Raw genomic sequence first — 24,488 nt, 5'->3', positions numbered from 1 at the left:
CGGCCGGACGGCCCACCTGCCCCGGTTACCGGTGCTCTCCTCGCCTGTTCGCCTTCTCGCCCTGGCTCTTGCAGCCGCCATCGTCATCGCGACGGGGGGGGCGGCGTGGGAGCTTGTCCGTTTCGGCTCAAACCAGGACACGGCTTCTCAACAGCTTCAGGCCGAGGTGCGGGCGCGCCTGGACCACAGCGCCGGCCAATTGCGCGCAGCTGCAGCACAGGTGGCGGCCAACGCTACACTCATCGACGCCGCCACTGCCGACCGGGACCGGATTGCCGAGTTGTTTGCGGCCCTGCCCGCCTCGCCTGATGCCGCGCTGACCGTATATGTCCCAACCGGCACGGGGACGTTCCGTGTCCTTGCGTGGAACGACGGCCCCGCCGAAGACCTGGAGGTGCCCGCCTCCGTGCTGGAGGCGCCTGGGCTGTTTGTGGCCCAGGGCACGCTGGGGCTGCGGTTGGTCGCGTGGCATCCGGTCCTGGTTGATTCACGGCGCGTGGGCGTGGTGGCGGCGGAGCAGGTGCTGTCCACGACGGGAGGGTTGCACCCCAGCCTCGCCGAGTACCACCTGCAGACCTCGTTCGGTCCGGTCCAGGTGGTGCCGTCGAACGTCGACCCGCCAGCTGCCGCTGACACGATCAAGCCGACGGTGCTCTCCGCCAAGAACACGGCGCTGCTGGATATTATCTTTGCCCCGGCGGAACTCGACGACGCGCGCAGGGAATTCCGTCGCAGGGTGCTGCTCGCCGGCATCCTGCCGCTCGTGGGCGCGCTGCTCATCCTCGCGGCGGGTCTGGTGCAGAGCCCCCGGCGCAGCCTTCAGCTCGGCGCCCCACTGCTTGTGATCGTCGCGGGTGGTCTGTTTGTCTGGATTGGCTCGATGGCCGGTCTGCCGCTGGTCGGCGTCACCGCGATTGGCGCTCTGACGGCCGTCGGCCTCACGCTCACGCTGCCGGTGGCTTCGTGGTGGCGGTCCGCAGCCCGCCGCCAGATGTCTGGTGGTTCGAGCCTCGTCATGTGGTCGGAGTTTCTCGGCGGAGGACTCCTGACGGCGGCCGTCCTCTGGCTCACCTTCTGGGCCCTTGATCGCCAGTTGACCGCCGTCGGATACGACCGCCTGGCGTCGCCATTGTTCCCGCCAAACGGCGCGGTGCTCGCCGCACATGCCGCGCGCCACCTGCTCGCGTTTGCCAGCGTCTGGGCCGTGGCCACGATGCTGGCACAGTCGGCCGAGCGATGGCGTGTGTCGTGGAGGCGACCGCTCGTCGCGGTCCTGGCCAGCGGCGCCTGGGTGGTGCCGACCGCGATCGGCGCACTGCCCAACCCCTGGTCACCCCTGCCCACACCTGCGCTGATCGGCGTCGCCGCAGTCGCCGCGCTGTTTGCGTTGTCGGGTGTCGGCTTGCGGCACTTCTATCGCCACGCGTCCCCCTCCTCCCGGCTCCTGGCGCTGTGCGCCGCCGCTGTCATCCCGGCGACGATCTGGTATCCGATTGTCGCGTTCTCTGCCAATCGCAGCACCGAGCGCCAGATTGAGTCGGTGTACGCGCCCACGACCATGGGGCTGCCTGAGCAACTCCGGTCGGAACTTGAAAGAGCCACCGAAGCCGTGGATCGGCTGCCGGATCTTTCTGCGCTGCTCGTCCAGCCGTCGGGTGAACCCCGGAGTCCTTCATCGGACGCCGCCTTTCTCGTGTGGAGTCAGACGGGACTGTCACGATCGCGCCTCACATCTGCGCTTGAGCTGTATGGCCCCGATGGACAGCTTGTCAGCCGATTCGCGCTGAACGTGCCGGACTACGGCATCGACCGATCGTCCACCGAAATCCGCTGCAAATGGGACACCTACGGTGAAGTCACCTCGTTCGGTGCCCGCGAGCAGGCGACGCTCCATGCCGAGCGCAGTCTCTGCGACGCCACGGGGCGCTCATCGGGGTCGGTCGTCATCCACGTCCTGTTCGACTACCGCGCGTTGCCGTTCATCTCGGCGATTAACCCCTACGACGACCTGCTCCGGAGGGCGAGTCAATCGCCGCAGACCGGGCCGCACGGTGTGCAAACTGTGGTCTATGGGTGGGGCCGGCAGGCCACGTTTACCTCAGGCAGGACGGCGTGGTCACTCGACCAGGGCCTGCTCAGCCAGATTGAGCGCTCGCGCACCCCCTTCTGGATTGCACGAGCCACAGACACCGACACGTTCCGGGTATTCTTCGCGAACGATCGCGCCGGCATCTATGCGTTCGGGTATCCGATTCCGCGTGTGTTCGATCACCTCACAAAATTGGCAGAGAGCACCGTGCTGGCCGCCCTGCTGTTCGTCGGGCTGTTTGTCATCAGCACCTTCGTCGCCTCGATCGCGGGCCGCCGGGTGGCGCCTCTGCGCGCGTTGATCTTCGAATTCCGCACCAGTTTTTATCGCAAGCTGTTTCTGTACTTCGTGTTCACGGCCGTGGTGCCCGTCCTGGTGTTTGCGTTCTCGTTCAGCGCCTACATGAGCGACAAACTCAGGGGCGACGTCGAAACCGAGGCCCTGACCGCCGCCACCATTGCGCGCCGTGTGCTTGAAGACACGATCGCGCTGCAGGAAGTGCCGCCAACCGACGACATCCTCGTCTGGATCGGGCAGGTCATCAACCAGGACGTGAACCTGTTTGACGGCCCGCGCCTGCGCGCGACATCACAACGCGATCTCTTTGAGTCGGGCTTGCTGCCAGAGCGCACGCCCGCAAGCGCCTACCGGGCCGTGGCACTCGAGCGGCGTCCCTCGTTCGCTGGTGAAGACCGCGCGGGCTCGTTCAGCTATCTCGTGGCAGCCGCGCCTGTCCCCGCGCTCGGCCGCCATGCCGTGCTCAGTGTGCCGCTGGCCCTGCGCCAGCAGGAAATCGAACGGGAGATTACCGATCTCAACCGGGGCGTCCTGCTCGGCGCGGTGCTGGTCATCCTGCTTGCGGCGTTTATCGGCGCCTCGGTCGCGCGGCGCGTCTCAGATCCAGTTGAGCGGCTGACACGTGCCACCCAGCAGATCGCCGCGGGTGAATTTAATGTGCGGATCGTCGCCGACACCGCCGACGAACTCCGGCGGCTGGTGAACGACTTCAATGGCATGGCCGCCACCCTGCGCGAGCAACGCGCGGAACTGGGCCGCGCGCACGAACTGAAGGCGTGGGCCGACATGTCGCGGCAGGTGGCGCATGACATCAAGAACCCCCTGACGCCCATACAGCTTGCGGCCGAACATCTGCAGCGAGTGCACGTGGACCAGGGCCGCCCCCTCGGCGCCGTGTTCGATCAATGCGTCGGCACCGTGCTCAAACAAGTCAAGTTGCTCCGCCAGTTGGCCAACGACTTTTCGTCGTTTGCGGCGGTGCCGGTGCCGAAACTCGAGCGCGTTCCGCTCGCGGCCCTTCTTCACGAGGTGGTGGAACCGTATCTCGCGGGCCTCGCCTCGCACACCGAAATCTCGATCGATGTGACGCCTGACGCTCCCGACGCGCGCGCCGATCGCACGCTGCTGGCCCGGGCGCTCACCAACCTCATTGAAAATGCGCTGCAAGCCATGCCCTCAGGCGGGCGCGTCACACTCTCAGCCGCGCCAGACGAGGCAGACCGCGTGCGGGTGACGTGTGCAGACAACGGCATCGGGATGACCAGTGACGCCGCCGAACGCGCGTTCGAACCCCATTTCTCGACCAAGACAGGCGGATCGGGCCTGGGCCTGGCCAACGCCCGGCAGAACATCGCGTCATGCGGCGGAACGATTACGCTCGAAAGCGCCCCGGGCCAGGGCACGACCGTGACGGTCAGGCTTCCGGTGGCAGGGCCGGACGACGCCCGCGGAGGCGCGTGAGCGCCATACCGACAAACGCCGAAGCTAAATAGCTGTAGGCGATGATGACGAGCGCCCAACTGGGCTCGGTGGCGATAAACACCAGCAGTGCCGCGAAGACAAAGAGCTTGATGTACGACCGCTCCCATCCGAAGTTGATCGTCTTGAAACTGCGAAACCGAATGGTGCTGACCATCAGGATGGCCGGAATGACCACAACCGCGATCGCCGCCATCGCCTCCATCTTCCCCATCAGCGGGTACGGGTAAAAGAAGATCGTCGCCGCCGGCACGCCGGCTGCCGCGGGACTGGGCATCCCGACGAAGTACGCCTTGTCGGTTTGGGTCCCGGTCTGGATGTTGAAGCGCGCCAGACGAATCGCCGCGGCCGCCACATACAAAAAGCCTGCGGCCCATCCCCAACGCCCGAGTTCGGAGAGCCCCCAGGCCGACGCCAGCACTGCCGGGGCCAGGCCGAATGACACCACGTCGGCCAGAGAATCGAACTCGACGCCAAACGCGCTGGTCGTGCCAGTCAGCCGTGCGATCCGACCGTCGAGCATGTCCAGCACCACCGCCACACCGATAAACGGCGCGGCTGTTGTGAGGTCGCCACGCATCGCGTACATCACGCAGGCGTAGCCGCAAAACAAGTTGCCAACGGTAATCAGACTGGGCAGCAGATACGTGCCCCGCCTGGCTTTCCGCCCGTTTCGGTCAAATCGACCGGCGGGCATTCCCTGGGTCATTCGCGGACCATCATAACGTGGCATCACGCTGGCCAACGGGCCAGGACGGTCTCACCCCCACGTACGGTCTGCTTCTCGATCACTTCAAGCCGGGCAGTGGGCGGCACAAACACGTCCATGCGCGATCCGAACTTCATGAGGCCCAACCGCGCTCCGGCAGCCACCTGCTGGCCGGGGGTCAGGCGGCACACGACCCGGCGCGCGAGGAGGCCCACCACCTGGCGCGCCACCACCGGCACGCCCGCGTGATCGAACCAGATTTCGGATCGTTCGTTGCGAAAGGATTCACGCTTGTAGGCCGGCAGAAAACTTCCGGGCTGGTAGTCCACACGAGTGACACGTCCCGAGACGGGCGTGCGGTTGATGTGGACGTCGAGCACCGACAGGAAGATCGTCACCTGGAGCCAAGGGCCTTCGGCGGGCGCTTCCTCCTCGCGAGCGGGGCCGGCATACATGACCCTGCCGTCCGCCGGCGACAACACCAGCAACGGATCCTGCGAAGCGGCGCGATCGGGGTCACGGAAAAATGCGGCTGTCGCCAACGGCAGGAGCAGCGCCGGCGCCGCCGCAAGCGCGCCCCACCACAGCCAGACGATCACCGCCGGCACAGCAGCGATCAGGACGAACGGAATGGCGGCTCTGTCGATGCGCATGACTCACTCACACCACGCCATCCGTGGCCCTCGGGATGTCCGGGGGCCACGAAAGGCATGTGAAGCCACCAGTGTAGTGCGTCAGCGCCGCTGTGCGGCAGAGAGCGCGGCGATCTGATCCTTGATCGCCAGTTTGCGTTTTTTCAGGGTGAGTTCTTCAAGGTGTTGGGCATCGGAGAGATGCCCCAGAGACGACAGCGCGTGTAACCGTTCGTCGAGTGAGTGGTGTTGCCGGGTGAGTTCCTGGTAGCGGGGGTCTACCGTTGAGGGGGCCGCGTGTGCGGCAGCGGAAGACCCTGGGACATCATGAGCGTTGGCCATGCCCTGCCTCCTTCGTACGTTCGATGGGAGATTACCATCACCCTGCCTGACCGGCAAGCAAATGCAGCGCTCGATGCCACAGAATCAGGGCATCCTCCCTTGGCTGCTGATAGTAGTTCGGCCGAACTCCTTCCACCTGGAAGCCCAGGCCTGTGTAGAGCGCGATCGCGGCTTCGTTGGATCGCCGGACTTCCAGAGTGGCCGACGTGGCGCCGCCCGCGACCGCATCCCGAAACACGCCGCCCAGCAGCTGTCTCGCGTGGCCCCGACGCCTGGCCTCGGGTGCCACCGCCAGGCTGTTGATATGGAGTTCGTCAAAAATCAGCCAGCACGCGCAATAGGCACGCGTCGACGGCGTGCCATCGGCGGCCGCCCCACCCGCTTCAAGCACATACACACGTGCGACGTCGGTTTCGCGTAATTCCCAGCCGATCGCGTCCGCGCTCCACGGATTGGTGAATGACTGGCGCTGGATGTGCGCGATCGCGTCAAGCGGCTCGCCCGCCAGTACGCGCCGCACGACCGTCGGAGTGTCAGGGGACATTCGATCGGCCGCGTTCGCGCGCCAATTCCACATCCGGGCGGCGCACGTAGAGGGGCCGCAACGCGTGAGGCGCGGCCGACGGCCATCCACCGCCTGCCGCAAGCCTCGCAGCCCCGGCCGCGATCGCCTCGGATGTCTCTCCAATGTCATCGCTCACGCCGGACCATGACGATGCGTAGCGGGCGGCGCCGCTGCCCACGAGCGACACGCCGCCGGGGTGCGGTGTCCATCGCACTTCGTCCGGAGTCATCACCGCCGCCTCGCCCAGAGGATGCATAAGCCTGCCGTCAAAATGAAACTCGCGAACAAACACCTCGGACCGCAGGCCGTCGAGACATGCGATCACCGTGCGGGGCGGTTGCCCGGCGTGGGCCACCCGCCAACACTCGGCGATTGCGTCGAGCGTCGGAATGGCGGTGACCTGCCACCCCCGCGACAGCGCAAGGCCCTGCGCACTCGCCATGCCGATGCGCACTCCGGTAAAGGACCCCGGGCCCGACACCACCGCCAGCACATTCACGTCGTCGAGCCCGACTCCCGCCGTGGCCAGCGTGTCGAGCCACGCCGAGGGAAAGCGCGCGGCGTGCGGCGTGGTGGCGTCGCCCGTGCGCGATGTGATGCCGCCATCGCGCCAGACAGCCACGCTCCCCTGCGGCGTGACAGTTTCGAGCGCCAGTACGACCATGACCGCAATGTTATACTCCACCGAGTCCTTCGGCCGTTTCCCCGTGACAACTTCACCTTCATCGCTCGCCGCCACACCGGCCATGCGTCAGTACCTTGACGCGAAGCGGCAGCATCGCGACGCGATCGTGCTGTTTCGCATGGGCGACTTCTACGAAATGTTCTTTGAAGACGCGATCACGGCCTCCCGGGTGCTGGAGCTGACGTTGACGTCGCGATCGAAGGATACGGCTGGGTCGGCCATTCCCATGTGCGGAATGCCCTACCACGCCGTGGATGGCTATTTGTCACGCCTGATCCGCAAGGGTTATCGGGTGGCCATCTGCGAGCAGGTGGAAGATCCCAAAAAGGCCAAAGGCCTTGTGAAGCGCGAAGTCACCAGAGTCGTGTCGCCCGGCACGTTCACCGACGCCGGGTATCTTGATGCGAGGGAACCGGCGTTTCTGGCGGCGGTGGCGCAGCAGGGGCCCGACCGGTACGGCGTGGCGTGCCTGGACGTCTCGACGGGCGAGTTCTCGGCCGCCGAATGGGTGGGGGCCGATGCCGCGCAGTCTGTCTCGGCCGAACTCGCCGTCCTGCGCCCCAAGGAACTGCTTGCCGCCGAAGGCGCCGATCTCGATCGACTGCTGTCACCACTGACCTCGCCGCGAGTGACCAGGCTTGACGCCTGGGTCTTTGAAGTCGGCCGCGCCCGGGAGACGCTCCTCGATCAGATGCGCACTGCATCACTGTCGGGGTTCGGACTTGAAGACGCGCCTGCGGCGACGGCGGCGGCCGGCGCCATCGTGCACTATCTCCGCACCACGCAGCGCGTGGAACTGGCGCATGTGCGAGACATCTCGCGGCGCCTGTCGGCTGACGCATTGCTGATCGATCCCGTCACGCTGCGCCACCTCAATGTGGTGGAAGGTGTGGATGGCGGCCGCGCAGGCTCGTTGCTGGACGAGATCGATCGCACGGCGACCGCGATGGGCGGACGTCTGATTCGTGCATGGCTCGTGCGACCGCTCGTCGCACTGGCGCGCATCCAGGATCGCCTTGACGCCGTGGAAGACTTTGCGTTTCACGGCACCGACCGCGCCAAGCTTCGGGACCTGCTCAAGGGCATTCACGATCTCGAGCGGCTTGTGGCACGAGCGGCGCTCGGCACCGTTGGGCCGCGCGACCTCGTGGCCCTGGCCCAGTCGTTGACGCTGCTGCCGCGGTTGCGGACAATCCTCAACGACCTGCAGGCGCCACTCGTGCGCAGCCTGCTGGCTGAAGTGGACGACCTGACGGACGTCCGCAACACCATCGACGACACGTTGGTATCGGAGCCGCCAGCCGTGGCTCGCGACGGCGGGCTCATCCGTGATGGCGTGGATGCCGAGATTGACGAACTGCGCGGCATCAGTCGCGGCGGCAAGACCGCGATTGCCGCCATGGAAGACGCCGAGCGTACGCGCACGGGGATCAACTCCCTCAAGATCCGCTACAACCGCGTCTTCGGCTACTACATCGAGATCACGAAGGCCCAGCTGGCCAACGCCCCGCCCGAGTACATCCGCAAGCAGACGATCGCCGGGGGCGAACGCTACATCACGCCGGCCCTCAAGGAGTACGAGGAAAAAGTCCTGCACGCCGACGAACATCTGGTGGCGCGTGAACTGGCGTTGTTTGAGGCGCTCCGACTGCGGGTGGCCGCCGAAGCACCGCGCATCCTCGATACCGCGCGCGCCGTGGCTGCACTCGACGTGCTGAGCGCCCTCGCCGAAACGGCGTCGTCGGGCAACTACACCAAGCCCCAGGTGCACGATGCCGATGAACTGTCGGCTGTTGATGCCCGGCATCCCGTGGTTGAACGCCACGCCGCCGCGGCCTTTGTGCCCAACGACGTCTCGCTCAACGGCACCACACGGCAGCTGGTCATCCTCACGGGGCCGAACATGGGCGGCAAGTCCACGTTCCTGCGGCAGACCGCCCTGCTTGCCGTGCTGGCGCAGATGGGGTCGTTTGTGCCGGCCCGCCGCGCCAAGCTGTCCATCGTGGACCGCATCTTCGCGCGCGTCGGCGCCTCCGACAACATTGCGCGCGGACAATCCACCTTCATGGTCGAGATGCAGGAGACCGCCACCATCCTGCACATGGCCACGTCGAGGAGCCTCGTCATCCTCGACGAAATTGGCCGCGGCACGGCCACCTTCGACGGCCTCAGTCTCGCCTGGGCGGTGGCCGAACACCTGGCCACCAGCGACCGCGCGCGACCGAAGACCATTTTCGCGACGCACTACCACGAGCTCACCGACCTTGCGGACTCCGTGTCCGGCGTCGCCAATTTTCACGTGGCCGCCCGCGAGTTCAAGGACGACATCGTCTTCCTGCACAAAGTCATCGAAGGCCGGTCGGACCGCTCCTACGGCATTCAGGTGGCGCGCCTGGCCGGTCTGCCACCCGCGGTGGTTCGCCGCGCCACCGAGATACTGAAATCGCTCGAACAGGACGAACTCCAGCGGGGCGGACGGCCGAGTCTCAGTGGCGCCCCTGCGCCAGCGCAAAGCCAGCTCGGCCTGTTCCAGTCGGCGCCCGACACCCACCCCATCGTCGACCGCGTCAAGGCACTCGATCTTGAACGGATGACGCCGATCGACGCGCTGAACCTGCTGGCCGAGCTCAAACGCGAGGCCGACCGGTGATTCGCCGCAGCCGCTCTCTCGCTCGCGTCGCCACCGCGCTTGTGGCCGCATGCGCGGCTCTTTCCGGATGCCAGGCGGAAACGCCGCGTCCCACCGACGTGATTGTCGTGGCGATGACCAACTCGCCCACCAATTTTGATCCCGCTGTCGGCCTCGACGAGGCGTCGCAGAAGATTCATCAGCTGCTGTTCAGTTCGCTGATGCGCATCGACGACACCCTGCGCGTAGTGCCCGACCTGGCCGTGCGGCTCGACTGGCCCGACCCGCTCACCTACATCGCCGAACTCCCCACCGGCGTGCGGTTTCACGACGGCAGTGAGCTGACCGCCGAGGATGTGGCGTTTACCTTCCGGCGGTTTCTGGACCCGGCCTTCGTCTCGGGCCGCAAGGGCGCGTATCGCGGACTCAAATCGGTGGACGTCATCGACGCGACTCATGTGGCATTCCGGCTCCACCAACCTGCCGCCTCGTTTCCCATCAACCTGGTGATGGGCATCGTGCCCGAAGGCACCGGCGCCGCTGCTGCCAGAGCACCGGTTGGCAGTGGTCCGTATCAGCTGGGCGAATTTGTGCCCGATGACCGGACGACACTCCGGCCATTCGACGGGTACTACCGCGGCAAACCCGCGAACGCCGGCCTGGTGCTGCGAGTGGTGCCCGACGAAACCATGCGCGGGCTCGAACTGCGCAAAGGCTCCGTGGACCTGGTCGTGAACGACCTGTCTCCGGACATCATCGACGGCCTCCGGAAGGAGCCGCACCTGCGCGTGAGCACCGCTCCGGGGACGGATTTCGCCTACCTGGGTTTCAACCTGCGCGATCCGCTCCTGCAGGACCGACGGCTTCGAATGGCGGTCGGGTATGCCATCGACCTCAACGCCATCGTGGACTTCCTCAGGCGCGGCCTCGCCAGCACTGCGGTTGGCATCGTGCCGCCGATGTCATGGGCGTATGACAACACGGCGTTCCGGTTCACTCGCGACCTGGACCGCGCCAGAGCACTGCTTGACGAAGCGGGCTATCGCGACCCCGACGGGGATGGTCCACTGCCCCGCCTCCGGCTCAGCCTCAAGACGTCCACCGCCGAGGCCTACCGGTTGCAGGCGGCCGTCATCCAGCAGAATCTGGCCGAGGTGGGGATCGCCCTCGACCTTCGCTCGTACGAGTTCGCCACGTTGTTCTCGGATGTCATCCGCGGCAACGTGCAGCTCTACACCCTGCAATGGGTGGGCGTCACCGATCCCGACATGCTGCGGCGCGTCTTTCATTCATCGCAGATTCCCCCGGGTGGTTTCAACCGGGGGTATTACAAGAACACCGATGTGGATCGCCTGATTGATGCGGCGAGTTCCGCGCTCGCTGAAGAAGATCGTCGCCAGCTGTACGGGCAGGCTCAACGGCAGATCGCCGAAGATGCGCCCTATATCAGCCTCTGGTACAAGACCAATGTTGCGGTGGCGCACGAGCGCCTGACCGGCATCGCGCTGTCTCCCACTGCTGAGTTCACGTTTCTCCAACACGTCGGCATATCGGCCGGCGTCGTCCGTCCCTGATTCGGAGTGCTTTGATGTCCTTCCCTGTTGACTACGATCACGCTCACCCCCTCTGGTTCGGAGGCGCCCTCCCGGTCACCACCGGTTACGACGAGTCGGCGGCGATCATTCTCCCCGTCCCTCTCGATCGCACGACCTCATACGTGCAGGGCACCCGCAACGGTCCCAGGGAACTCATCCTGGCGTCGGCCCAGGTGGAGTTGTGGGACGAAGAGCTTGGCGTGGATATTCACCCCCGCGGCATTCACACGCTGCCCGAGATGGATCTTTCCCATGGATCGATGGAAGGCGCGATGGCACGCATCCACCGCACGGCCAGCGCCATCATGGATTCGGGCAAGTTCCTGGTCACGCTCGGCGGCGAGCATTCGATCACGCCGCCGCTGGTGGCCGCTGCGGCCGCGCGGCATCCCGGCCTCACGGTGCTCCAGATTGACGCCCACGCGGACCTGCGGGACGGCTATATGGGCGAACACAACAGCCACGCGTCAGCCATGCGCCGGTCGCTGGAGTCCGCTCCCGTGGTGCAGGTCGGCATCCGCAACATTTCGAAAGAGGAAGCCGAAGCGGTGCCGTCGCTGCAGACCACGATCTTCTACGACTGGAATATGCGCGACGACCCCGACTGGATGTCGCGAGTGCTTGATGCCCTCACGGGCCCGGTGTACCTGACCATCGACCTCGATGGTCTGGAGCCTGGGCTGATGCCCGCCGTGGGCACGCCGGAGCCTGGTGGGCTTGCGTGGCGTGAACTGATGACACTGTTGCGTCGCGTCTTCACCGAGCGCGACGTGGTGGCATGCGATGTGGTGGAACTCTGCCCCATCCCCGGGGTATGGTCGCCGAACTTCGTTGCCGCTCGCCTGGTCTACAAGCTCATCACGTACAAGCTCGCCCTCCCGAGGACTTAGATCACGTACGGATCAGATCACGTACGGATCACAGGAGGCGCTGAGGCACGGAGTTCCTCTTGAAAGGGCCTACGCAACGCTGCACTACTGAATGACTCGCTTGGCCCTGACGATGAATCGGTTTGGTGCGGATCCGATGTACTTGAACGGGTGGCAGGTGATGAGGGTGAGCGTGCTGCCGCCGGTGGGTTCCAGCACGGACAAATCGTCGGGCGAGACAATCGTCACCCGATCCACCGAGTACGCGGCTGTGCCGCCGGGCGTTGCGATCTCAATCACATCACCGGGTTGAATGCCCTCGAGCGGGCGGAACACGGTGTCACGGTGGCCGGCCAGCGCCACATTGCCGTCCTGCCCCATCCAGGGCGTGTCGGCCAGGTGCCCCACGCCACTTTGGAGCACGGACTCATCCTCGCCCTCACGGATGTCTGCCCTCAAGCCGAGTCGCGGAATGTGAATTTGACCAAGCGACTCACCCGCCACGAGAGGCCGGCCTACGGGCGCAAGTTCGCTCGGCGCTGAGGGCGGCGAGTCGGGAAGCAGGGCCATATCTGACGGTCTCGCCTGTGCGTAGACCAGGCCCACGTAGAGCAACGCCGCCAGACCCAGGGCGATAGCCGTGGTGCCGGCGATGCGGGCGGCGCGCCGGAGGCCCGTCATTGTGGCGACCTCGTCGTATAGCCCGCCCGAGTCCGCACCCGGAGCTTGGCCCCCACGGGGCTCACAGCCGTCACCTTGACCGGGCGGAACCCATGCCGAGCGCTGTTGGCCGCCGGGGTAAAACCGATCGTGTACTGCGTGCGAAGGTCACGCGCGATGTCCCCCACCGCTTTCGAGATATCCGCCTGCGTCGCCGGAAAATAGGCAACTCCTCCGCTGTCCCTGCACAACCGCTTGAGTGCCTCGGGGTTTTCCTCCTGGGACCGCGCGCCGGTGAGACCGACGCCGTAGATGACCGCCTGAGAGGCGCGAGCCAGATCACGGACCTGGCTGTATTTGAGCTGGCTGGCATTGTCGCCACCGTCGGTCACGACGATCAGCGCCTTCCTGTCAGCCCGGCCTGCGGGCAGGTGCCGCAGTCCCAGGGCGACCGCGTCATACAGGGCTGTCATCCCGGCCGGCGTCGCCGCGTCGAGCGCGGCCGACAAATCCGCGGCATCGCTCGTAAACGGCTTTCCATCAGGCAGTGGCTGCAACAACACGCGGTCGTTGAACCCGACGACAAACAGTTCGTCATCGGCGCGACCAGCCACGGCAAACGCCGCAATCGCGGCGTTTACGGCGGGCAATTTCGAGCGCATGCTCTGACTGTGATCAACGATGAGGCCCACGGTCAGCGGGACCTCACCACTGCGAAACAGCGTAATCGGCTGAAGCCGCCCGTCGTCGTACACGCGAAAGTCGGTGAAGGTCAGGCCCGCCACACTCTCTCCACGTGTGTCGGTGACCGTCACCGGCAGGACGACCATCTCCGTGCGAACGGAGAAGGTCGCCTGCACGACAACGAGCAAACAAACGGCGAGACGCATGTCTTAGCGGGTCGCGGGCTTCACCGAAAACCGACGAAGCACCAGACCGAATGCGAGTGTGCCAAAACCGATGAGCGCGATCAGCGGGAGTGTGCTGGCGGTTTTCGGCAGGGCGCGGCGCCGCGTGGGTTCCACCGGCGCAACAGCCGGCGTGGGTTCAGTGCGCACCGGCTCGACAACAACCGGCGTCGGAGTCGGGTCAGGCGTCACGGACACCACATCTGCCGTCTTCATCGTGTCGACTTTGGCGTCGGCATAAAACGAGTCCTCGACCGCCGGAACAATCACGTTCGACGTGGCGGCCAGCTCACGGGCGCGGGTTTTCGGATAGACCATTTCCTGGCCGACGGTCTGCCCGGGGTAGAACCAGGCGCGGAGAGCCTGAGGCTGGCCGGCTGCCACTTCGGCGAACTTGATCACCGTATCAGTCGTGGGCGTCAGGCGGCGGTTGGGAACCGCAAGGACGAGCGCCACGATCTTGGTGCCGGCCTGATCAAAAATCTGGACGATGTGGCGATTGGCCATGCTCTCGTTCAGTTCAAACGTGTAGGTACCAGCAGGCAGAACCTTGCCTGGCACTTCCACCGGCTGTGAGAACGTCACGACGGTCCGGTTGTTGAGATTGGTCTGCGCGATGGCAGGTGACGCTGACACGGCGCCAACCAGCGCGAGGGCGAACGCGACCGAGGTAATCTTGTTTTTCATCATGCGGCCAGCGTACGAGCCTTCCCGGTGACCCGCTGTACAGAAGCGGACATTGGCTTTGCGCGCACGGAGTCCAAGCCCCGTCGTCAACGACGGATCACACGGAGGCGCTGAGGCACGGAGTCTCTTTGGGAACACCGGCCCTGCTTGACTGATGTACTAATACACTAATACAATGACTCCATTGAACGACACGGAACCTTTCACCCGTTTGCGGAGGCTCACATGACTGATTTACGTGCACGTTCGTCCCGTTGGATGTCCGTGGCTGGTCTGGGTTTGGTGGCTGTGCTGTTTGCGGCGGCTCTGGCCGACCCAGCGCTGGCCTGGTTCGCGGTCCTGACCGCCGTCGGTGGCGGACTCGCAGCCGGGACGTTGATCACGTCCCGCCGAAACGGACTCGGTGCCGGCACACTGACTCAGCCCGACCCAATGTCACAGGGGCGGATACTGGGCGACGTCATCAACTTTGCAAGTGTTCGCGTCGCCGGCATCGGCGGCCTTCCGCTCGTCGCGTTCGCCGTCGTTCTCGCGCTCAACTTCCCGAAGATTGGCTGGACCGTGACCGTCGGCCTGGCGGGCGGAGTCGTGCTGGCGGTGGCTACTATTGTGGTCCGCCGGTGGCGGGGCCGCTCAACTCCGGCCACGGTGCGCCGCGCGGACGCGGGGTCCTGTTTACGAAGGATGACGCCGAGACACCGCGAACCAGGCCAAACAACTCTCAGTGGCTACACCGTGCGCTGACCGTCTCAGCGTCTCCGCGTCTCCGCGTCTCCTGTAGATCCGTCGTCGCAGAATGGAGGTAGCCTCGGCGCCTCTGCCCCTCCTGTAGATCCGTCGTGGATGATGATGCGTCGGGCGCTATCCGAGCCTGACGAGTTCCTGCCGGGCCTGCGACACGTACTGCGAGTCGGGGAACTCATCCACCACGCGTTTGTAGGTCGTCCGCGCCTCGGCTTGTTTGCCGGCCTTTTCGAACGCGCGGCCCAACTGCATCAGGACGCCGTCCACTGGCAACATGCCGTCGCGATCCGCGGCGAGAGCTTCAAAGATGGCGACGCCTTTGTCGGCCTGGCCGCTCGCCACGAGGGCCTCGGCCTGTCCCATTTTTGACATCGGCTCGAAAATCGTGCCGCCCGCGGCGGCGGCGGCCGCCTGGAATCCCTTTTCCGCATCGGCGAGGCGCCCAAGTGTCATCAGCGCTGCGGCGTGATGATACCGAGCGGCGACGCCGGCGCTTGTGGACGGGTACGCGTCGATGATCTTCTGGAACGCGGCCACCGCGGCTTCGGCTCGCGCGGTCGGCGTCGGGAAGGTCCCCGCCTGCTGGGTCGCACCGGGCACCGTCGGCGCCGGCACAATCGGCGCGTCGTAGGTGGTCATGGCCGCGCCAAGCAGCGCCCCGGCCTGGTCGGCCTTCCGGCCCTGGAACCAGGAGTACCCGACGATGGCGACGATGAGCACCACAAAGAGAATGGCGCCAAGCACCAGTCGATCACGATGGGTGGCGACGACCTCGGTCACCCGCGCAACGCGGATGGCGAACTCGTTGGTCTTCAGGTGGTGCCGTTCTCCTGCCTTCATCTCTCACTCCCTCAACACAAGCCGATGACAAATGGTGCGCCCGGCAAGATTCGAACTTGCGACCCCCGCCTTAGGAGGGCGATGCTCTATCCAGCTGAGCTACGGGCGCGTGACGTTTCGTTCAGTACGCGAGCACGGTGTGCACGGACTCGGTCGCCAACTTCGCGCGGCCGCCCAGCGCCACCAGTTCGATCAAAAATTGCACTCCCACCACTTCAGCCCCGAGGCCCCGCACAAGTCCCACCGTGGCTGCCGCCGTGCCGCCGGTGGCGAGCAGGTCGTCCACCACGAGCACCTTCTGTCCGGGCGCGATGGCGTCCTCGTGAATCTCCAGGGCATCGGTCCCGCATCGAGGCTGTATGACGCGCGCCTCGTGGCCGACGGCAACTTGCCCAGCTTGCGGACCGGGGCAAACCCCGCCCCAAGCCGATCCGCGACGGCTGCACCAAAAATGAACCCGCGGCTCTCAATGCCCACCACCAGATCAACCTTCTGGTCCTTGTAGGGGGCCGCCATGGCGTCCACGGACGCACGAAACCCCGCCGCATCCTTCATCAGCGTGGTGATGTCGTAAAAGAGAATCCCCGGCTTCGGAAAGTCGGGGACGTGGCGAATTCGTTCCTTAAGCGCATCCATGCAAAGACGACCAGTATATCGAAGGTCCGCGGGTCCGGTGAGGACCCACGGACCTCGATTCGTCCCTACTTGACCGTAACGGCGGTCAGTCCAGCCTTGGTCGCCACGGCGTTGTACGCCGCCACGTCCTTGGTGAGCACCGCCTGGATGTCGGCGAACAGTCTGTTCGTTTCCGGCAACAGGTCGTTGTAGCGCTCGATGACGCCCTTCACAGGCCATCGCTCCGCGCTCGCCGCGTTGCTGTACAACACGGTCCACTGGTTATCGAGCCGGCCCGGGTAGTTCAATCCGTCCTGCCCGCCTTCGCCCTGAATCTGGGTCAGCACACTTTCAACGCCCACCAGCTTCTCAGTGAGCGTCCGGCCGGCGGCCGTGGCAGCGCCAGGCGTCTTTGCGTGTTCGGCCACTTGCCGTTTGACGTCACGGATCTTCGCCAATTCGTCATACAGCCGCTTGGTGGTCGCGCCAATGTCGACCGTCATCTTGAACTGCTCGTCATGCGCCGGCGTCGCGGCCGGCGTCCGGGGATCCGGCAGCAAATTGAACGGCTGCGTGGCCGACCAGGCGCCCGACGTCACCTTCACGGTACGCGCCCGGCTTGAGCTTCGCCCCCTGCCCACCGCCAATGCCCCATCCCACGATGCCTGGCGGCACGGTGTACGGCGAAGGCAGACGCGGGTTCCACGTTGCCGTGTTCATACCCTGATATCCCGTTGCGGCAGCGCCGCCGCCGGGACCGCCACGGCCACCACGGCCGCCACCACCCCCACCACCGCCGCCGCGTGCCCCACGGCCGCCCGCCGGTGCGGCCGCCGCCACTGTCGGCGCGGGCCGATCGGCCGGCTGCGCACTGGTCGAATGCACGACTGTGCCGGCCGCATCAGTGACGGTGATTTCCACAGGTGCGGTCGGCTTCTCACGGAACCAATACTGGAAGCTCGGCAGCCGGCCACCCTGACGGAATCCATCCTCGGGCTTGAAAAGAATCGCCGCGGGTGCCGAAGCCATGCCGGCGGCCACCGACTGCACCGGCGCCATGTTGTCCATGATCCAGAAGCCGCGGCCCTGCGTGGTCACCACCAGATCGTTGCGATACACCATGAGGTCAGTCACGGGGGTCACGGGCAGGTTCTGCTGGAACCGCTGCCAGTTGACGCCGTCGTTGAACGACACATACAAACCAAACTCGGTGCCGGCGTAGAGCAGGCCCTTCTTCTTCGGGTCTTCGATAATCGCCCGCGTGAAATGCCAGTTCGGAATCCCGTTCGTCCCGTCCGCGATGCGCTTCCATGTCCGGCCGTAGTCGTCGGTCAGGTAGAGATACGGCGCAAAGTCGCCCATGCGATACCGCTGCATCGCCACAAGAGCGCGGCCAGGCGCGTGAGACGACGGGGCAATCGCGTTGATCGTCCCTTCAGGCCAATTGGCCGGCGTCACGTTGTTCCACGACTTGCCGTTGTCACGCGACACGTGCACCAGGCCGTCGTCGCTTCCTGTCCAGAGCAGCCCTGGCGTCGTTGGTGACTCCTCGAACGCGAAGATGGTGGCGTACACCTCAACACCGGTGTTGTCGCGTGTGATTCCCTCGCCGCCCGAGTACTGCTGACGCCGCTTGTCGTTGCGCGTCAGATCGGGGCTGATCACATCCCAGTTCATGCCGCCGTCGCGTGTGCGATGCACCACCTGCGACGTCGTGTACACCGTGTCGGGCGTGTGCGGCGAAATCAGAATCGGCGCGTTCCACTGGAAGCGGTACTTCATGTCGGCTGCGCGCTGGCCTGTCTGCGAGTCGGCGTAGACACGCACCGATTCGCTCATGCCCATCCGTGTGTTCGTGCGGGAGATCGCGCCGCCGTAGTTGCCGGCATAAACGATGCCGTGGTCACGGGGGTCCACGGCGATGTAGCCGCTCTCGCCGCCGCCCACACCATACGTGGCTTCGTTCCCCTGGCTCGGCACGGCCACCGTGCTGTTGTCCTGCTGCGCGCCGTACACCCAGTAGGGATACCGGTTGTCCACTGTCAGCCGGTAGATCTCCGACGTTGGCTGATTCTCCTGCTGCGACCAACCCTGCCCGGTGGTGATGGCGCCGCCGCCGTCATTGCCGACGATGATGATCTTGTTGTTGGTCGGGTTAATCCACATGTCGTGGTAGTCGCTATGCGAGTTGATGCCCGCATTGCCGAACGTCTTGCCGCCGTCCGTGGACTTCGACGCGCCGACATTGAGACCGTAGACCGTGTCCACATCCACGGGGTCTGCCACGATGTGAGTGTGCACCGCGCGCTGCTGCTGGGCGCGGCCCCTTGAAGCCCGGCGTCCAGGTGATGCCGCCGTCGTTCGAGATATAGACGCCGCCCAGGTCGTTACCCGCTTCCACCTGCGCATACACGCGCTTGGGATCCGCGCCGGAAATCGCGACGCCGATTCGGCCCACCATCACTTTGTCGGGGAGGCCGCCGCCGAGCTTCGTCCACGTGTCGCCGCCGTTCGTGGTGCGGAACATGCCGCCCTCGGTGCTGCCTGACTCGATGGTCCACGGCTTGCGCTCGGTGGTCCACATCGCCGCGATCAACACGTCCGGATTCTTGGGATCCATCGTCAAATCAACCGCGCCCGTGCGGTCGCTGATGGCGTGCACCTGTTCCCACGTGGTGCCGCCATCCTTCGAGCGGTAGACGCCGCGTTCCTTGCTGGGCGCAAACAGATTGCCCAGGACGGCGACGTAGACCAGGTTCGGATTGGTCGGGTGAATTCTCACGCGGCCGATCGTGCCAGCTGCGCAGGCCGATGTGGCTCCAGGTCTTGCCGGCGTCGGTGGACTTATACATGCCCACACCGGGCGAGACGTTGCCGCGCGGGCACGCCGACCCGGTGCCGACGTAGATGACGTTCGGGTCGGACAACGACACATCGATGGCGCTAATCGACCCCGCTTCGAAGAAGCCGTCTGAAATATTGCGCCAGCTGACGCCCGAGTCGTTCGTCTGCCAGACGCCGCCGCCGGTCGAGCCCATGTAAAAGAGCGACGGGTTCGACGGCACACCGGCCACGGCCGTTGAACGTCCGCCGCGGCTGAACACGCTCAGGTGGCGGAACTGCATCGTGCTCAGGATTGACGGATCCACCGTGACATTGGGATCTGCAGCCTGCGGCGCGCGCGCGAGCGGCGTGGCGACCACGGCAACAAATGCCAACGCCCCCAGAATGACACCCGCACCCGATTGCCAATTTTTCTTCATCTGTTTTTCTCCTGTAACTGCCATCCACCTGTCGTTCGCCTTCACGCGCAGGATCGTGGCCGTACCGGTCAAAGAGTACCCGATTCGCCGTGCTTCACCAATACGCCCCCAGGGTGTCGCCGCGGCGGCCTGCGTGATGGGTGATACAACAAATGGCCATGCTTCTATCGTTTCTCCTTGGGCTGACCTGCCCCGCCGAGGCGCCCACCCAGGCTCCCTGCTGCCGCGCGTGACCGCCGAGGTGGTGGTCACCGCCACCGCGTCGCCGGCGCCCACCGCGGGCGTGGGGCGCACGGTGACCGTACTTACGCGGGCTGACCTGGAGCGGCTCGGCATGACGTCAATCATCGACAGCCTCCGGTTGGTGGCGGGCGTCGATCCCAAGGCGCGCGGTGGCCGTGACGTGCAGACCGACTTCAGCCTGCGGGGCGCCACGTTCGGACAGTCGCTGGTCCTGATCGACGGCGTCCGGCTGAATGACAGCCAGAGCGGCCACCACAACGGCGAGATCCCGGCCCCCTGCTCGGCATCGATCGAATCGAGGTGGTCTTTGGCCCCGCCTCGGCGGTGCATGGCGCAGACGCGCTGGGAGGCACGCTTCACGTCGTCACGCGCACGACCCGCACACCACAGGGCTTGTCACCGCCGGCCAGCACGGACTGGTCACCGCCCAGTGCGTCAGCCTCGGGTGGTTTCATGCCCAACGGATGGACACTGTCCGGCTGGGGAGGCCGAAGTGACGGCTTCATGTTCGATCGTGATTTTGCATTGGGCGGCGGCAGCGTGCGCGGCCTCGTCGGCCGGGCGCTGACGCTTGACCTGCGGCATCAGCGCCGGGCGTTTGGGGCCAATGGCTTTTACGGCAACTCCCCGTCGAAGGAATGGACCGACCAGACCCTCGTGTCGGCACGATGGGCCCGGAGTGGCGACACCGGACGTCGTCGGCCCGCGTCGCCGGGCGCAATCACGGCGACCACTTCCGCTGGGATATCGCCCGGCCGGGATTTGCCGAGAACCGCCATCGCTTAAACGCGCTGGATGCATCCGTGCAAGTGGCCCGGACGGGTAGGTGCACGGCTGCTCGTCACCGCTGGGGGCGGCGCCGGTGGAGACTGGATCGCGTCGTCCAACCTTGGTGATCGCACATACGCGCGCGGACATGGATACGCTGAAGCGCAATGGACGGCTGGACCGCGAGTCTCGACGCAGGTTGGCGTGCGCTTCGACGAGCATCGACCTTTGGCCATGCGTGGAGTCCATCCGTGTCGGTGGCCGCGTGGCTGACGCCGTCCATGCGCGTGCGGGCATCGGCGGCGCGGGGCTTCCGCATTCCGACGTTCACCGAACGCTTCTACACTGACCCCGCCCATCAGGCGAGCGACACGCTCCTGCCCGAGCGTGGTTCCGCGCTTGATGGCGGCATCGATTTCATGACACGCGGCTGGACATTTTCTGCCTCGCCGTTCATCCGGTGGGATCAGGACGTCATTGACTGGGTGCGCAGCGTGTCCACCGACCGATGGCGCACCACGAACGTGCGCGACGTGACCACGTCTGGCGTTGAACTGGGCGCCACGGCAACGTCGGCGCCACGCTGTTGCGCCTGCACTATTCCGGGTTACGCGTTGACGCGCCGCAACTTGCGTTGTTGTCCAGCTTACGTCCTCGAGTACGCCCGGCACTCAGCCGGTCTCTCAGCGGCCACGCCGGTCGGCGCCGGTGTGCGCGCTGCGCTCAACGCGGACTACCGGATCGTGGATGGGCAGCAGCATTGGCTGATCGGCGCACGGCTCAGCCGCACCATAGGCAAGTTCGATGCCTTCATCGAAGGCAGTAACCTGCTGGACCGGTCGTTTCACGAAGTGGCCGGCGTGCCGATGCCTGGCCGATGGCTGTCAGTGGGACTGCGGATCTTCTAGGAGACCGGCTCGTCTTCCGCTTCTTCGGTGTTTCCTCACCCCACGGCGCGTCATCACCCCACGGGATGCCTGGGGGCCCGGGACGATGCCTTCGATGTCGGGGGTCACCGCCGCCTCCGCTCCGAGGCGCCGTGGTCTTGCGGTCTTTGGCCTCCCCGCGGCGCGCCGTCTTTCCCTTCTGCCGTTCCTGTCGAGCCCGTTCCCGTGCGCGTTTCTGCGCGCTGACTTTGGGATGATTTGCTGCGATCTCCTCTGCCTTAGTCCGGGCGCCGTCAGCGGCTGCCTGGAGCGAACTTCAAACCGATCAGCCCGATGACGATCAGTCCCACACACGTAATTCTAAACACCGAGGCCGACTCCCCGAACTTCAGGATGCCGACGATCACCGTGCCCACGGCCCCGATCCCCGTCCACACCGCGTAGGCGGTGCCGATGGGAAGGGTCCGGACAGACAGCGCCAATAGCCAGACGCTGGCCACAAGCGCGAGTCCTGTCAGAAGCGACGGTACAGGCCGTGAAAACCCTTCGGTGTACTTCAACCCGACTGCCCAGGCCACCTCAAGCAGCCCGGCCAGGAACAGGATCACCCACGGCATGTCCTTCCAATGTAACCGGTCGGCCGCGGCCGAGCAATGGGCAGCAGCCACGCGGCCAGCCTCCGTGATAGGCTCCGGGCCATCATGTTTCACGCCATGAGAGGCTTGGCGCGAGGTTCGCTCGCGATGATCCTCCTGACGCTGACGGTGTCAGCTCAGGAACCGGTTTCCCAGGAAACCCAACTGGCCAGGTCCGACACCCTGACGTCGCGTCTCCAGTACGAAGAGGCCTACGTCGCGTACCGCGCCGTGCGCGAAAGCGACGAAGCGTTGACGCGGGTGAAGGCCGGCACGGGCATGGTGCGGGCGCTGCTCAGGTTGAGCCTGTTTGCGGAGGCGGCCAAGGAAGGCGCCGCCGTCGCCGAGCGTGACGGCAACCTGGCGCCGGCTCTGGCCCTGCACGGCGACTCCGCTGTGGGCGTCGGGCCTGTTTGATGAGGCCGAAAAACCGTTATGAAGCCGCGCTGGCCGTGGATGCCGGCGACCCCACTGCGTTGCACGGCCGTGGGCGCTCTCACGCCTCCCGCCGCCGGTTTGATGCGGCGCTCGCCGATGTGCGCCGGGCCATCAGCTCTTCTCCAAAAGAGCCGGCGTTTCACTACACGCTGGCCGCGATTCTCGAAGAGACCCGGCAGTTCCGGCCGGCCGCCGATGCGCTCGATCGGTATCTCGATCTGATTCCGTCACGCGACGAAAGCGAGATGGCGAAATGGGCCGCCGCCCAGTCGGCGTTCCTTCGCAGCTTTGACGACCGGGTGCCGTACGAGGTCATCAGCCGGCGTGAGAGCTACACCATTCCGTTCCGGGTGGTGGACAACCGGCTCCTCGTCAGCGGCCGCGTCAACGGGAACACGCCGGTGGAGTTTGCGCTCGACACCGGTACCGACCAGACCACGCTCCCGCCGGCCATCGCCGCGCGCGCCGGCGTTCGGCCAACCCTCACGCTGCAGACGGCCGGCGTCGGCAGCTTCGGTGTGGGTTTCCGTGTACTGCAGGTCGCGCGGATCGATGAATTGCTCATCGGCGACTTTCGCATCCGCAACATCCCGGGCCTTATCAAGAGTCCGACCCTGACCGAGATTCCACGGCAGGAGGGCGCCGGGTTTTCGCCGCTCGCCCTGGGTTTCTCCATGGAGATTGACTACGAACGCGGCGTGCTGACCATGTCGCGGCGTTTTGCGGAGGCCGACTTCCCCACGCGCCTCCCCCTGCGGATGCAGCGCCTCGCCACCGTGCGGGGGACGCTCAACCGCGACACGCCCGCCAGCTTCATCCTGGACACCGGGGGCACCGCGGTCTCGGTCAGCCGCAAAGTGGCCAGCCGGCTGCCCTTGGCCCCCGACACGCGCCTGGTGCCGGTGCGGGTATTCGGCACGTCGGGATGGGACCGCGGCGCGTTCCTGCTGCCGTTTGTGGATCTGGAGCTGGCGCCAGGCGTGGGAACCTCCCAGCGATCCGTCGCGGTGTTGAACCTTGATGCCCCCAGTGCCCTGCTCGGCTACGAAATGGGCGGCATCATCGGGCACGAGTTCCTCAGGCACTACCTGGTGCGCATCGACCTCGAGCGCGGCGAACTGGGCCTGCGGCCGATCAAGTAGCGGCTCTTACAGGAACTTCTGGATCCGGGCGCGATAGCGCGTGTAGATCCACGAGACGGCCAGCAGCACGGCGCCCAGCGCGACGAACGAAATGATGCGCGCCAGTTCCTCGAGTTGCGGCAGGTCGAAGAGGAACAACCGGGCGATGCAGGCCAGCAGCACGGCGAGCCCAGAGAGGCGCATCAGTCGCTCGCGAGCGGGGAATCCGACCACGAGCAGCGTGGCCGCCTGCAATCCCCACGTCAGGGTGATGAGCGTCGGACGCACTTCGTTGTAGACAAGCGCCACCAGCGCGACCGTGGCGATGACCGACAGCGCGATGCGCACCCGCATCTTCCACATCGGCAACCGCCTTCGTCGCCTGAGCGATGGCCCGCCGCACGACGGGGCTCACGGCATACAGCACCAGGATGACGCCCAGGCGGACGCCAGTTGGGTCCGCGTGGCGCTTTCCGTATTGAGGACCGGGCCAATCACCCACGCAGGGCCATCAGGAGCAACGGGGCACGCCTGCCACCGCAGGTCACTGACCCGGCGCCACCACCCCAGCGCGCCGAGTACCACGGCGGTGGCGGCCCACGCGGCGCCCAGATACTCCGGATCGATCACGACCCACTCAAGCACCACCACAAACGCGGAGCCGAACGCGCCGGACGCGGCGGCGGCCATGACGCGCTCGCGGCGAAACGGCGCGGACGCGTCCGGCCCTGGCGCCAGACGCCACGCGCCCACGTACGCGAGCACGGCAGACACCCTGGAGAATCCAC

The 24,488-nt window shown here is 65.8% G+C and carries 26 protein-coding genes, 1 tRNA gene and 1 pseudogene; 10 read left to right on the top strand and 18 right to left on the bottom strand.

Annotated elements, in window-relative coordinates; translation table 11 throughout:
* The first annotated feature begins 31 nt into the window (after positions 1-31).
* A complete protein-coding gene (locus IPL75_14015) occupies positions 32-3,847 on the top strand; it encodes a HAMP domain-containing protein (protein MBK9241336.1) in 3,816 nt (1,271 codons plus the stop codon).
* Here IPL75_14015 and pssA read toward each other — a convergent pair.
* The 5 genes from pssA to tsaB form a co-directional block, all read right to left on the bottom strand.
* Complete coding sequence (gene pssA, locus IPL75_14010; GenBank protein ID MBK9241335.1) at positions 3,801-4,574, bottom strand: CDP-diacylglycerol--serine O-phosphatidyltransferase; 774 nt, start codon at positions 4,572-4,574, stop codon at positions 3,801-3,803. The two genes, IPL75_14015 and pssA, sit on opposite strands and share 47 nt — an antisense overlap.
* Before the next feature lie 23 nt (positions 4,575-4,597).
* Complete coding sequence (locus IPL75_14005) at positions 4,598-5,227, bottom strand: phosphatidylserine decarboxylase (protein MBK9241334.1); 630 nt, start codon at positions 5,225-5,227, stop codon at positions 4,598-4,600.
* An 81-nt stretch (positions 5,228-5,308) separates the two neighbouring features.
* The gene (locus IPL75_14000; GenBank protein ID MBK9241333.1) at positions 5,309-5,548 is read right to left on the bottom strand and encodes a YdcH family protein; all 240 of its coding nucleotides are present in this window, start codon (positions 5,546-5,548) and stop codon (positions 5,309-5,311) included.
* A gap of 37 nt (positions 5,549-5,585) precedes the next feature.
* Complete coding sequence (gene rimI / locus IPL75_13995) at positions 5,586-6,092, bottom strand: ribosomal protein S18-alanine N-acetyltransferase (protein ID MBK9241332.1); 507 nt, start codon at positions 6,090-6,092, stop codon at positions 5,586-5,588.
* The gene (tsaB, locus tag IPL75_13990; protein ID MBK9241331.1) at positions 6,082-6,777 is read right to left on the bottom strand and encodes a tRNA (adenosine(37)-N6)-threonylcarbamoyltransferase complex dimerization subunit type 1 TsaB; all 696 of its coding nucleotides are present in this window, start codon (positions 6,775-6,777) and stop codon (positions 6,082-6,084) included. The genes rimI and tsaB overlap by 11 nt, the downstream gene beginning before the upstream one ends.
* On the opposite strand from tsaB, the gene mutS reads away from it, so the two are divergent.
* Genes mutS through speB form a run of 3 tightly spaced genes read left to right on the top strand, consistent with a single transcriptional unit; the run spans position 6,776 to position 11,912 of the window.
* The gene (mutS, locus tag IPL75_13985) at positions 6,776-9,448 is read left to right on the top strand and encodes a DNA mismatch repair protein MutS (GenBank protein MBK9241330.1); all 2,673 of its coding nucleotides are present in this window, start codon (positions 6,776-6,778) and stop codon (positions 9,446-9,448) included. The two genes, tsaB and mutS, sit on opposite strands and share 2 nt — an antisense overlap.
* On the top strand, positions 9,445-11,001 hold the full coding sequence (locus tag IPL75_13980) for an ABC transporter substrate-binding protein (protein ID MBK9241329.1): 1,557 nt from the start codon (positions 9,445-9,447) through the stop codon (positions 10,999-11,001). The genes mutS and IPL75_13980 overlap by 4 nt, the downstream gene beginning before the upstream one ends.
* A gap of 14 nt (positions 11,002-11,015) precedes the next feature.
* Positions 11,016-11,912, top strand: a complete 897-nt coding sequence (speB, locus tag IPL75_13975) for an agmatinase (protein MBK9241328.1) — start codon at positions 11,016-11,018, stop codon at positions 11,910-11,912.
* A gap of 84 nt (positions 11,913-11,996) precedes the next feature.
* Here speB and IPL75_13970 read toward each other — a convergent pair whose 3' ends face one another.
* From IPL75_13970 to IPL75_13960, 3 genes are read right to left on the bottom strand one after another with little or no spacing between them, the layout of a single operon-like run.
* A complete protein-coding gene (locus IPL75_13970; protein ID MBK9241327.1) occupies positions 11,997-12,572 on the bottom strand; it encodes a class D sortase in 576 nt (191 codons plus the stop codon).
* Entirely contained in the window at positions 12,569-13,441 is an 873-nt protein-coding gene (locus IPL75_13965) for a VWA domain-containing protein (GenBank protein MBK9241326.1), read from the bottom strand. The genes IPL75_13970 and IPL75_13965 overlap by 4 nt, the downstream gene beginning before the upstream one ends.
* Positions 13,442-13,444: 3 nt before the next feature.
* Positions 13,445-14,149: a hypothetical protein gene (locus IPL75_13960; protein MBK9241325.1), complete on the bottom strand. Its 705-nt coding sequence runs from the start codon at positions 14,147-14,149 to the stop codon at positions 13,445-13,447.
* 255 nt (positions 14,150-14,404) lie between these two features.
* Here IPL75_13960 and IPL75_13955 point away from each other — a divergent pair, with 255 nt between their 5' ends.
* The gene (locus tag IPL75_13955) at positions 14,405-14,890 is read left to right on the top strand and encodes a hypothetical protein (protein ID MBK9241324.1); all 486 of its coding nucleotides are present in this window, start codon (positions 14,405-14,407) and stop codon (positions 14,888-14,890) included.
* Positions 14,891-15,007: 117 nt separating this feature from the next.
* Here IPL75_13955 and IPL75_13950 read toward each other — a convergent pair whose 3' ends face one another.
* The 7 genes and pseudogenes from IPL75_13950 to IPL75_13920 all read right to left on the bottom strand — a co-directional run bounded on the left by IPL75_13950 (position 15,008) and on the right by IPL75_13920 (position 19,608).
* Positions 15,008-15,730, bottom strand: a complete 723-nt coding sequence (locus IPL75_13950; GenBank protein ID MBK9241323.1) for a tetratricopeptide repeat protein — start codon at positions 15,728-15,730, stop codon at positions 15,008-15,010.
* Positions 15,731-15,762: 32 nt separating this feature from the next.
* A tRNA-Arg gene (locus IPL75_13945) sits at positions 15,763-15,839 on the bottom strand.
* A gap of 12 nt (positions 15,840-15,851) precedes the next feature.
* Positions 15,852-16,366, bottom strand: a pseudogene (locus tag IPL75_13940) (adenine phosphoribosyltransferase).
* Positions 16,367-16,431: 65 nt separating this feature from the next.
* Complete coding sequence (locus tag IPL75_13935; protein MBK9241322.1) at positions 16,432-16,848, bottom strand: hypothetical protein; 417 nt, start codon at positions 16,846-16,848, stop codon at positions 16,432-16,434.
* A gap of 13 nt (positions 16,849-16,861) precedes the next feature.
* Positions 16,862-18,631, bottom strand: a complete 1,770-nt coding sequence (locus IPL75_13930) for a hypothetical protein (protein ID MBK9241321.1) — start codon at positions 18,629-18,631, stop codon at positions 16,862-16,864.
* Positions 18,525-18,965 (bottom strand): hypothetical protein, encoded by a 441-nt coding sequence (locus IPL75_13925; protein MBK9241320.1) that lies wholly within the window; start codon positions 18,963-18,965, stop codon positions 18,525-18,527. The genes IPL75_13930 and IPL75_13925 overlap by 107 nt, the downstream gene beginning before the upstream one ends.
* 7 nt (positions 18,966-18,972) lie before the next feature.
* Positions 18,973-19,608 (bottom strand): hypothetical protein, encoded by a 636-nt coding sequence (locus IPL75_13920; GenBank protein ID MBK9241319.1) that lies wholly within the window; start codon positions 19,606-19,608, stop codon positions 18,973-18,975.
* Between the two features lie 229 nt (positions 19,609-19,837).
* On the opposite strand from IPL75_13920, the gene IPL75_13915 reads away from it, so the two are divergent.
* The 3 genes from IPL75_13915 to IPL75_13905 all read left to right on the top strand — a co-directional run bounded on the left by IPL75_13915 (position 19,838) and on the right by IPL75_13905 (position 21,527).
* Complete coding sequence (locus IPL75_13915; GenBank protein MBK9241318.1) at positions 19,838-20,419, top strand: TonB-dependent receptor; 582 nt, start codon at positions 19,838-19,840, stop codon at positions 20,417-20,419.
* Positions 20,392-20,637, top strand: coding sequence for a hypothetical protein (locus IPL75_13910; GenBank protein ID MBK9241317.1), 246 nt, complete (start codon positions 20,392-20,394; stop codon positions 20,635-20,637). Before IPL75_13915 ends, IPL75_13910 begins: the two co-directional genes overlap by 28 nt.
* Positions 20,638-20,786: 149 nt before the next feature.
* Positions 20,787-21,527 carry a TonB-dependent receptor gene (locus IPL75_13905; GenBank protein ID MBK9241316.1) on the top strand — a complete coding sequence of 247 codons (741 nt, stop codon included), beginning with the start codon at positions 20,787-20,789 and terminating at the stop codon, positions 21,525-21,527.
* A gap of 272 nt (positions 21,528-21,799) precedes the next feature.
* Here the strand turns inward: IPL75_13905 and sugE are convergent, their stop codons facing one another.
* Positions 21,800-22,123: a quaternary ammonium compound efflux SMR transporter SugE gene (gene sugE, locus IPL75_13900; GenBank protein MBK9241315.1), complete on the bottom strand. Its 324-nt coding sequence runs from the start codon at positions 22,121-22,123 to the stop codon at positions 21,800-21,802.
* An 84-nt stretch (positions 22,124-22,207) separates the two neighbouring features.
* Here sugE and IPL75_13895 point away from each other — a divergent pair, with 84 nt between their 5' ends.
* A complete protein-coding gene (locus IPL75_13895) occupies positions 22,208-22,558 on the top strand; it encodes a hypothetical protein (GenBank protein ID MBK9241314.1) in 351 nt (116 codons plus the stop codon).
* On the top strand, positions 22,558-23,721 hold the full coding sequence (locus IPL75_13890) for an aspartyl protease family protein (protein MBK9241313.1): 1,164 nt from the start codon (positions 22,558-22,560) through the stop codon (positions 23,719-23,721). The genes IPL75_13895 and IPL75_13890 overlap by 1 nt, the downstream gene beginning before the upstream one ends.
* A gap of 6 nt (positions 23,722-23,727) precedes the next feature.
* Here IPL75_13890 and IPL75_13885 read toward each other — a convergent pair whose 3' ends face one another.
* Positions 23,728-24,063 carry a DUF2339 domain-containing protein gene (locus IPL75_13885; GenBank protein MBK9241312.1) on the bottom strand — a complete coding sequence of 112 codons (336 nt, stop codon included), beginning with the start codon at positions 24,061-24,063 and terminating at the stop codon, positions 23,728-23,730.
* 48 nt (positions 24,064-24,111) lie between these two features.
* Positions 24,112-24,474 (bottom strand): hypothetical protein, encoded by a 363-nt coding sequence (locus IPL75_13880; GenBank protein MBK9241311.1) that lies wholly within the window; start codon positions 24,472-24,474, stop codon positions 24,112-24,114.
* Positions 24,475-24,488: the final 14 nt, after the last annotated feature.

The sequence above is a fragment of the Acidobacteriota bacterium genome (assembly GCA_016716905.1).
Taxonomy (GTDB): domain Bacteria; phylum Acidobacteriota; class Vicinamibacteria; order Vicinamibacterales; family SCN-69-37; genus SYFT01.
Note: the sequence above shows the minus strand (reverse complement) of the source record. Positions and strands in the feature narration are given on the sequence as shown.

Coding starts and splice junctions, on each gene's coding strand:
- pssA (MBK9241335.1), bottom strand. CDS start 4,574: ATGACCCAGGGAATGCCCGCCGGTCGATTTGACCGAAACGGGCGGAAA.
- IPL75_14005 (MBK9241334.1), bottom strand. CDS start 5,227: ATGCGCATCGACAGAGCCGCCATTCCGTTCGTCCTGATCGCTGCTGTG.
- IPL75_14000 (MBK9241333.1), bottom strand. CDS start 5,548: ATGGCCAACGCTCATGATGTCCCAGGGTCTTCCGCTGCCGCACACGCG.
- rimI (MBK9241332.1), bottom strand. CDS start 6,092: ATGTCCCCTGACACTCCGACGGTCGTGCGGCGCGTACTGGCGGGCGAG.
- mutS (MBK9241330.1), top strand. CDS start 6,776: ATGACCGCAATGTTATACTCCACCGAGTCCTTCGGCCGTTTCCCCGTG.
- tsaB (MBK9241331.1), bottom strand. CDS start 6,777: ATGGTCGTACTGGCGCTCGAAACTGTCACGCCGCAGGGGAGCGTGGCT.
- speB (MBK9241328.1), top strand. CDS start 11,016: ATGTCCTTCCCTGTTGACTACGATCACGCTCACCCCCTCTGGTTCGGA.
- IPL75_13970 (MBK9241327.1), bottom strand. CDS start 12,572: ATGACGGGCCTCCGGCGCGCCGCCCGCATCGCCGGCACCACGGCTATC.
- IPL75_13965 (MBK9241326.1), bottom strand. CDS start 13,441: ATGCGTCTCGCCGTTTGTTTGCTCGTTGTCGTGCAGGCGACCTTCTCC.
- IPL75_13960 (MBK9241325.1), bottom strand. CDS start 14,149: ATGATGAAAAACAAGATTACCTCGGTCGCGTTCGCCCTCGCGCTGGTT.
- IPL75_13955 (MBK9241324.1), top strand. CDS start 14,405: ATGTCCGTGGCTGGTCTGGGTTTGGTGGCTGTGCTGTTTGCGGCGGCT.
- IPL75_13950 (MBK9241323.1), bottom strand. CDS start 15,730: ATGAAGGCAGGAGAACGGCACCACCTGAAGACCAACGAGTTCGCCATC.
- IPL75_13935 (MBK9241322.1), bottom strand. CDS start 16,848: ATGACGGTCGACATTGGCGCGACCACCAAGCGGCTGTATGACGAATTG.
- IPL75_13925 (MBK9241320.1), bottom strand. CDS start 18,965: ATGGATCCCAAGAATCCGGACGTGTTGATCGCGGCGATGTGGACCACC.
- IPL75_13920 (MBK9241319.1), bottom strand. CDS start 19,608: ATGAAGAAAAATTGGCAATCGGGTGCGGGTGTCATTCTGGGGGCGTTG.
- IPL75_13905 (MBK9241316.1), top strand. CDS start 20,787: ATGGACGGCTGGACCGCGAGTCTCGACGCAGGTTGGCGTGCGCTTCGA.
- sugE (MBK9241315.1), bottom strand. CDS start 22,123: ATGCCGTGGGTGATCCTGTTCCTGGCCGGGCTGCTTGAGGTGGCCTGG.
- IPL75_13895 (MBK9241314.1), top strand. CDS start 22,208: ATGTTTCACGCCATGAGAGGCTTGGCGCGAGGTTCGCTCGCGATGATC.
- IPL75_13890 (MBK9241313.1), top strand. CDS start 22,558: ATGAGGCCGAAAAACCGTTATGAAGCCGCGCTGGCCGTGGATGCCGGC.
- IPL75_13885 (MBK9241312.1), bottom strand. CDS start 24,063: ATGTGGAAGATGCGGGTGCGCATCGCGCTGTCGGTCATCGCCACGGTC.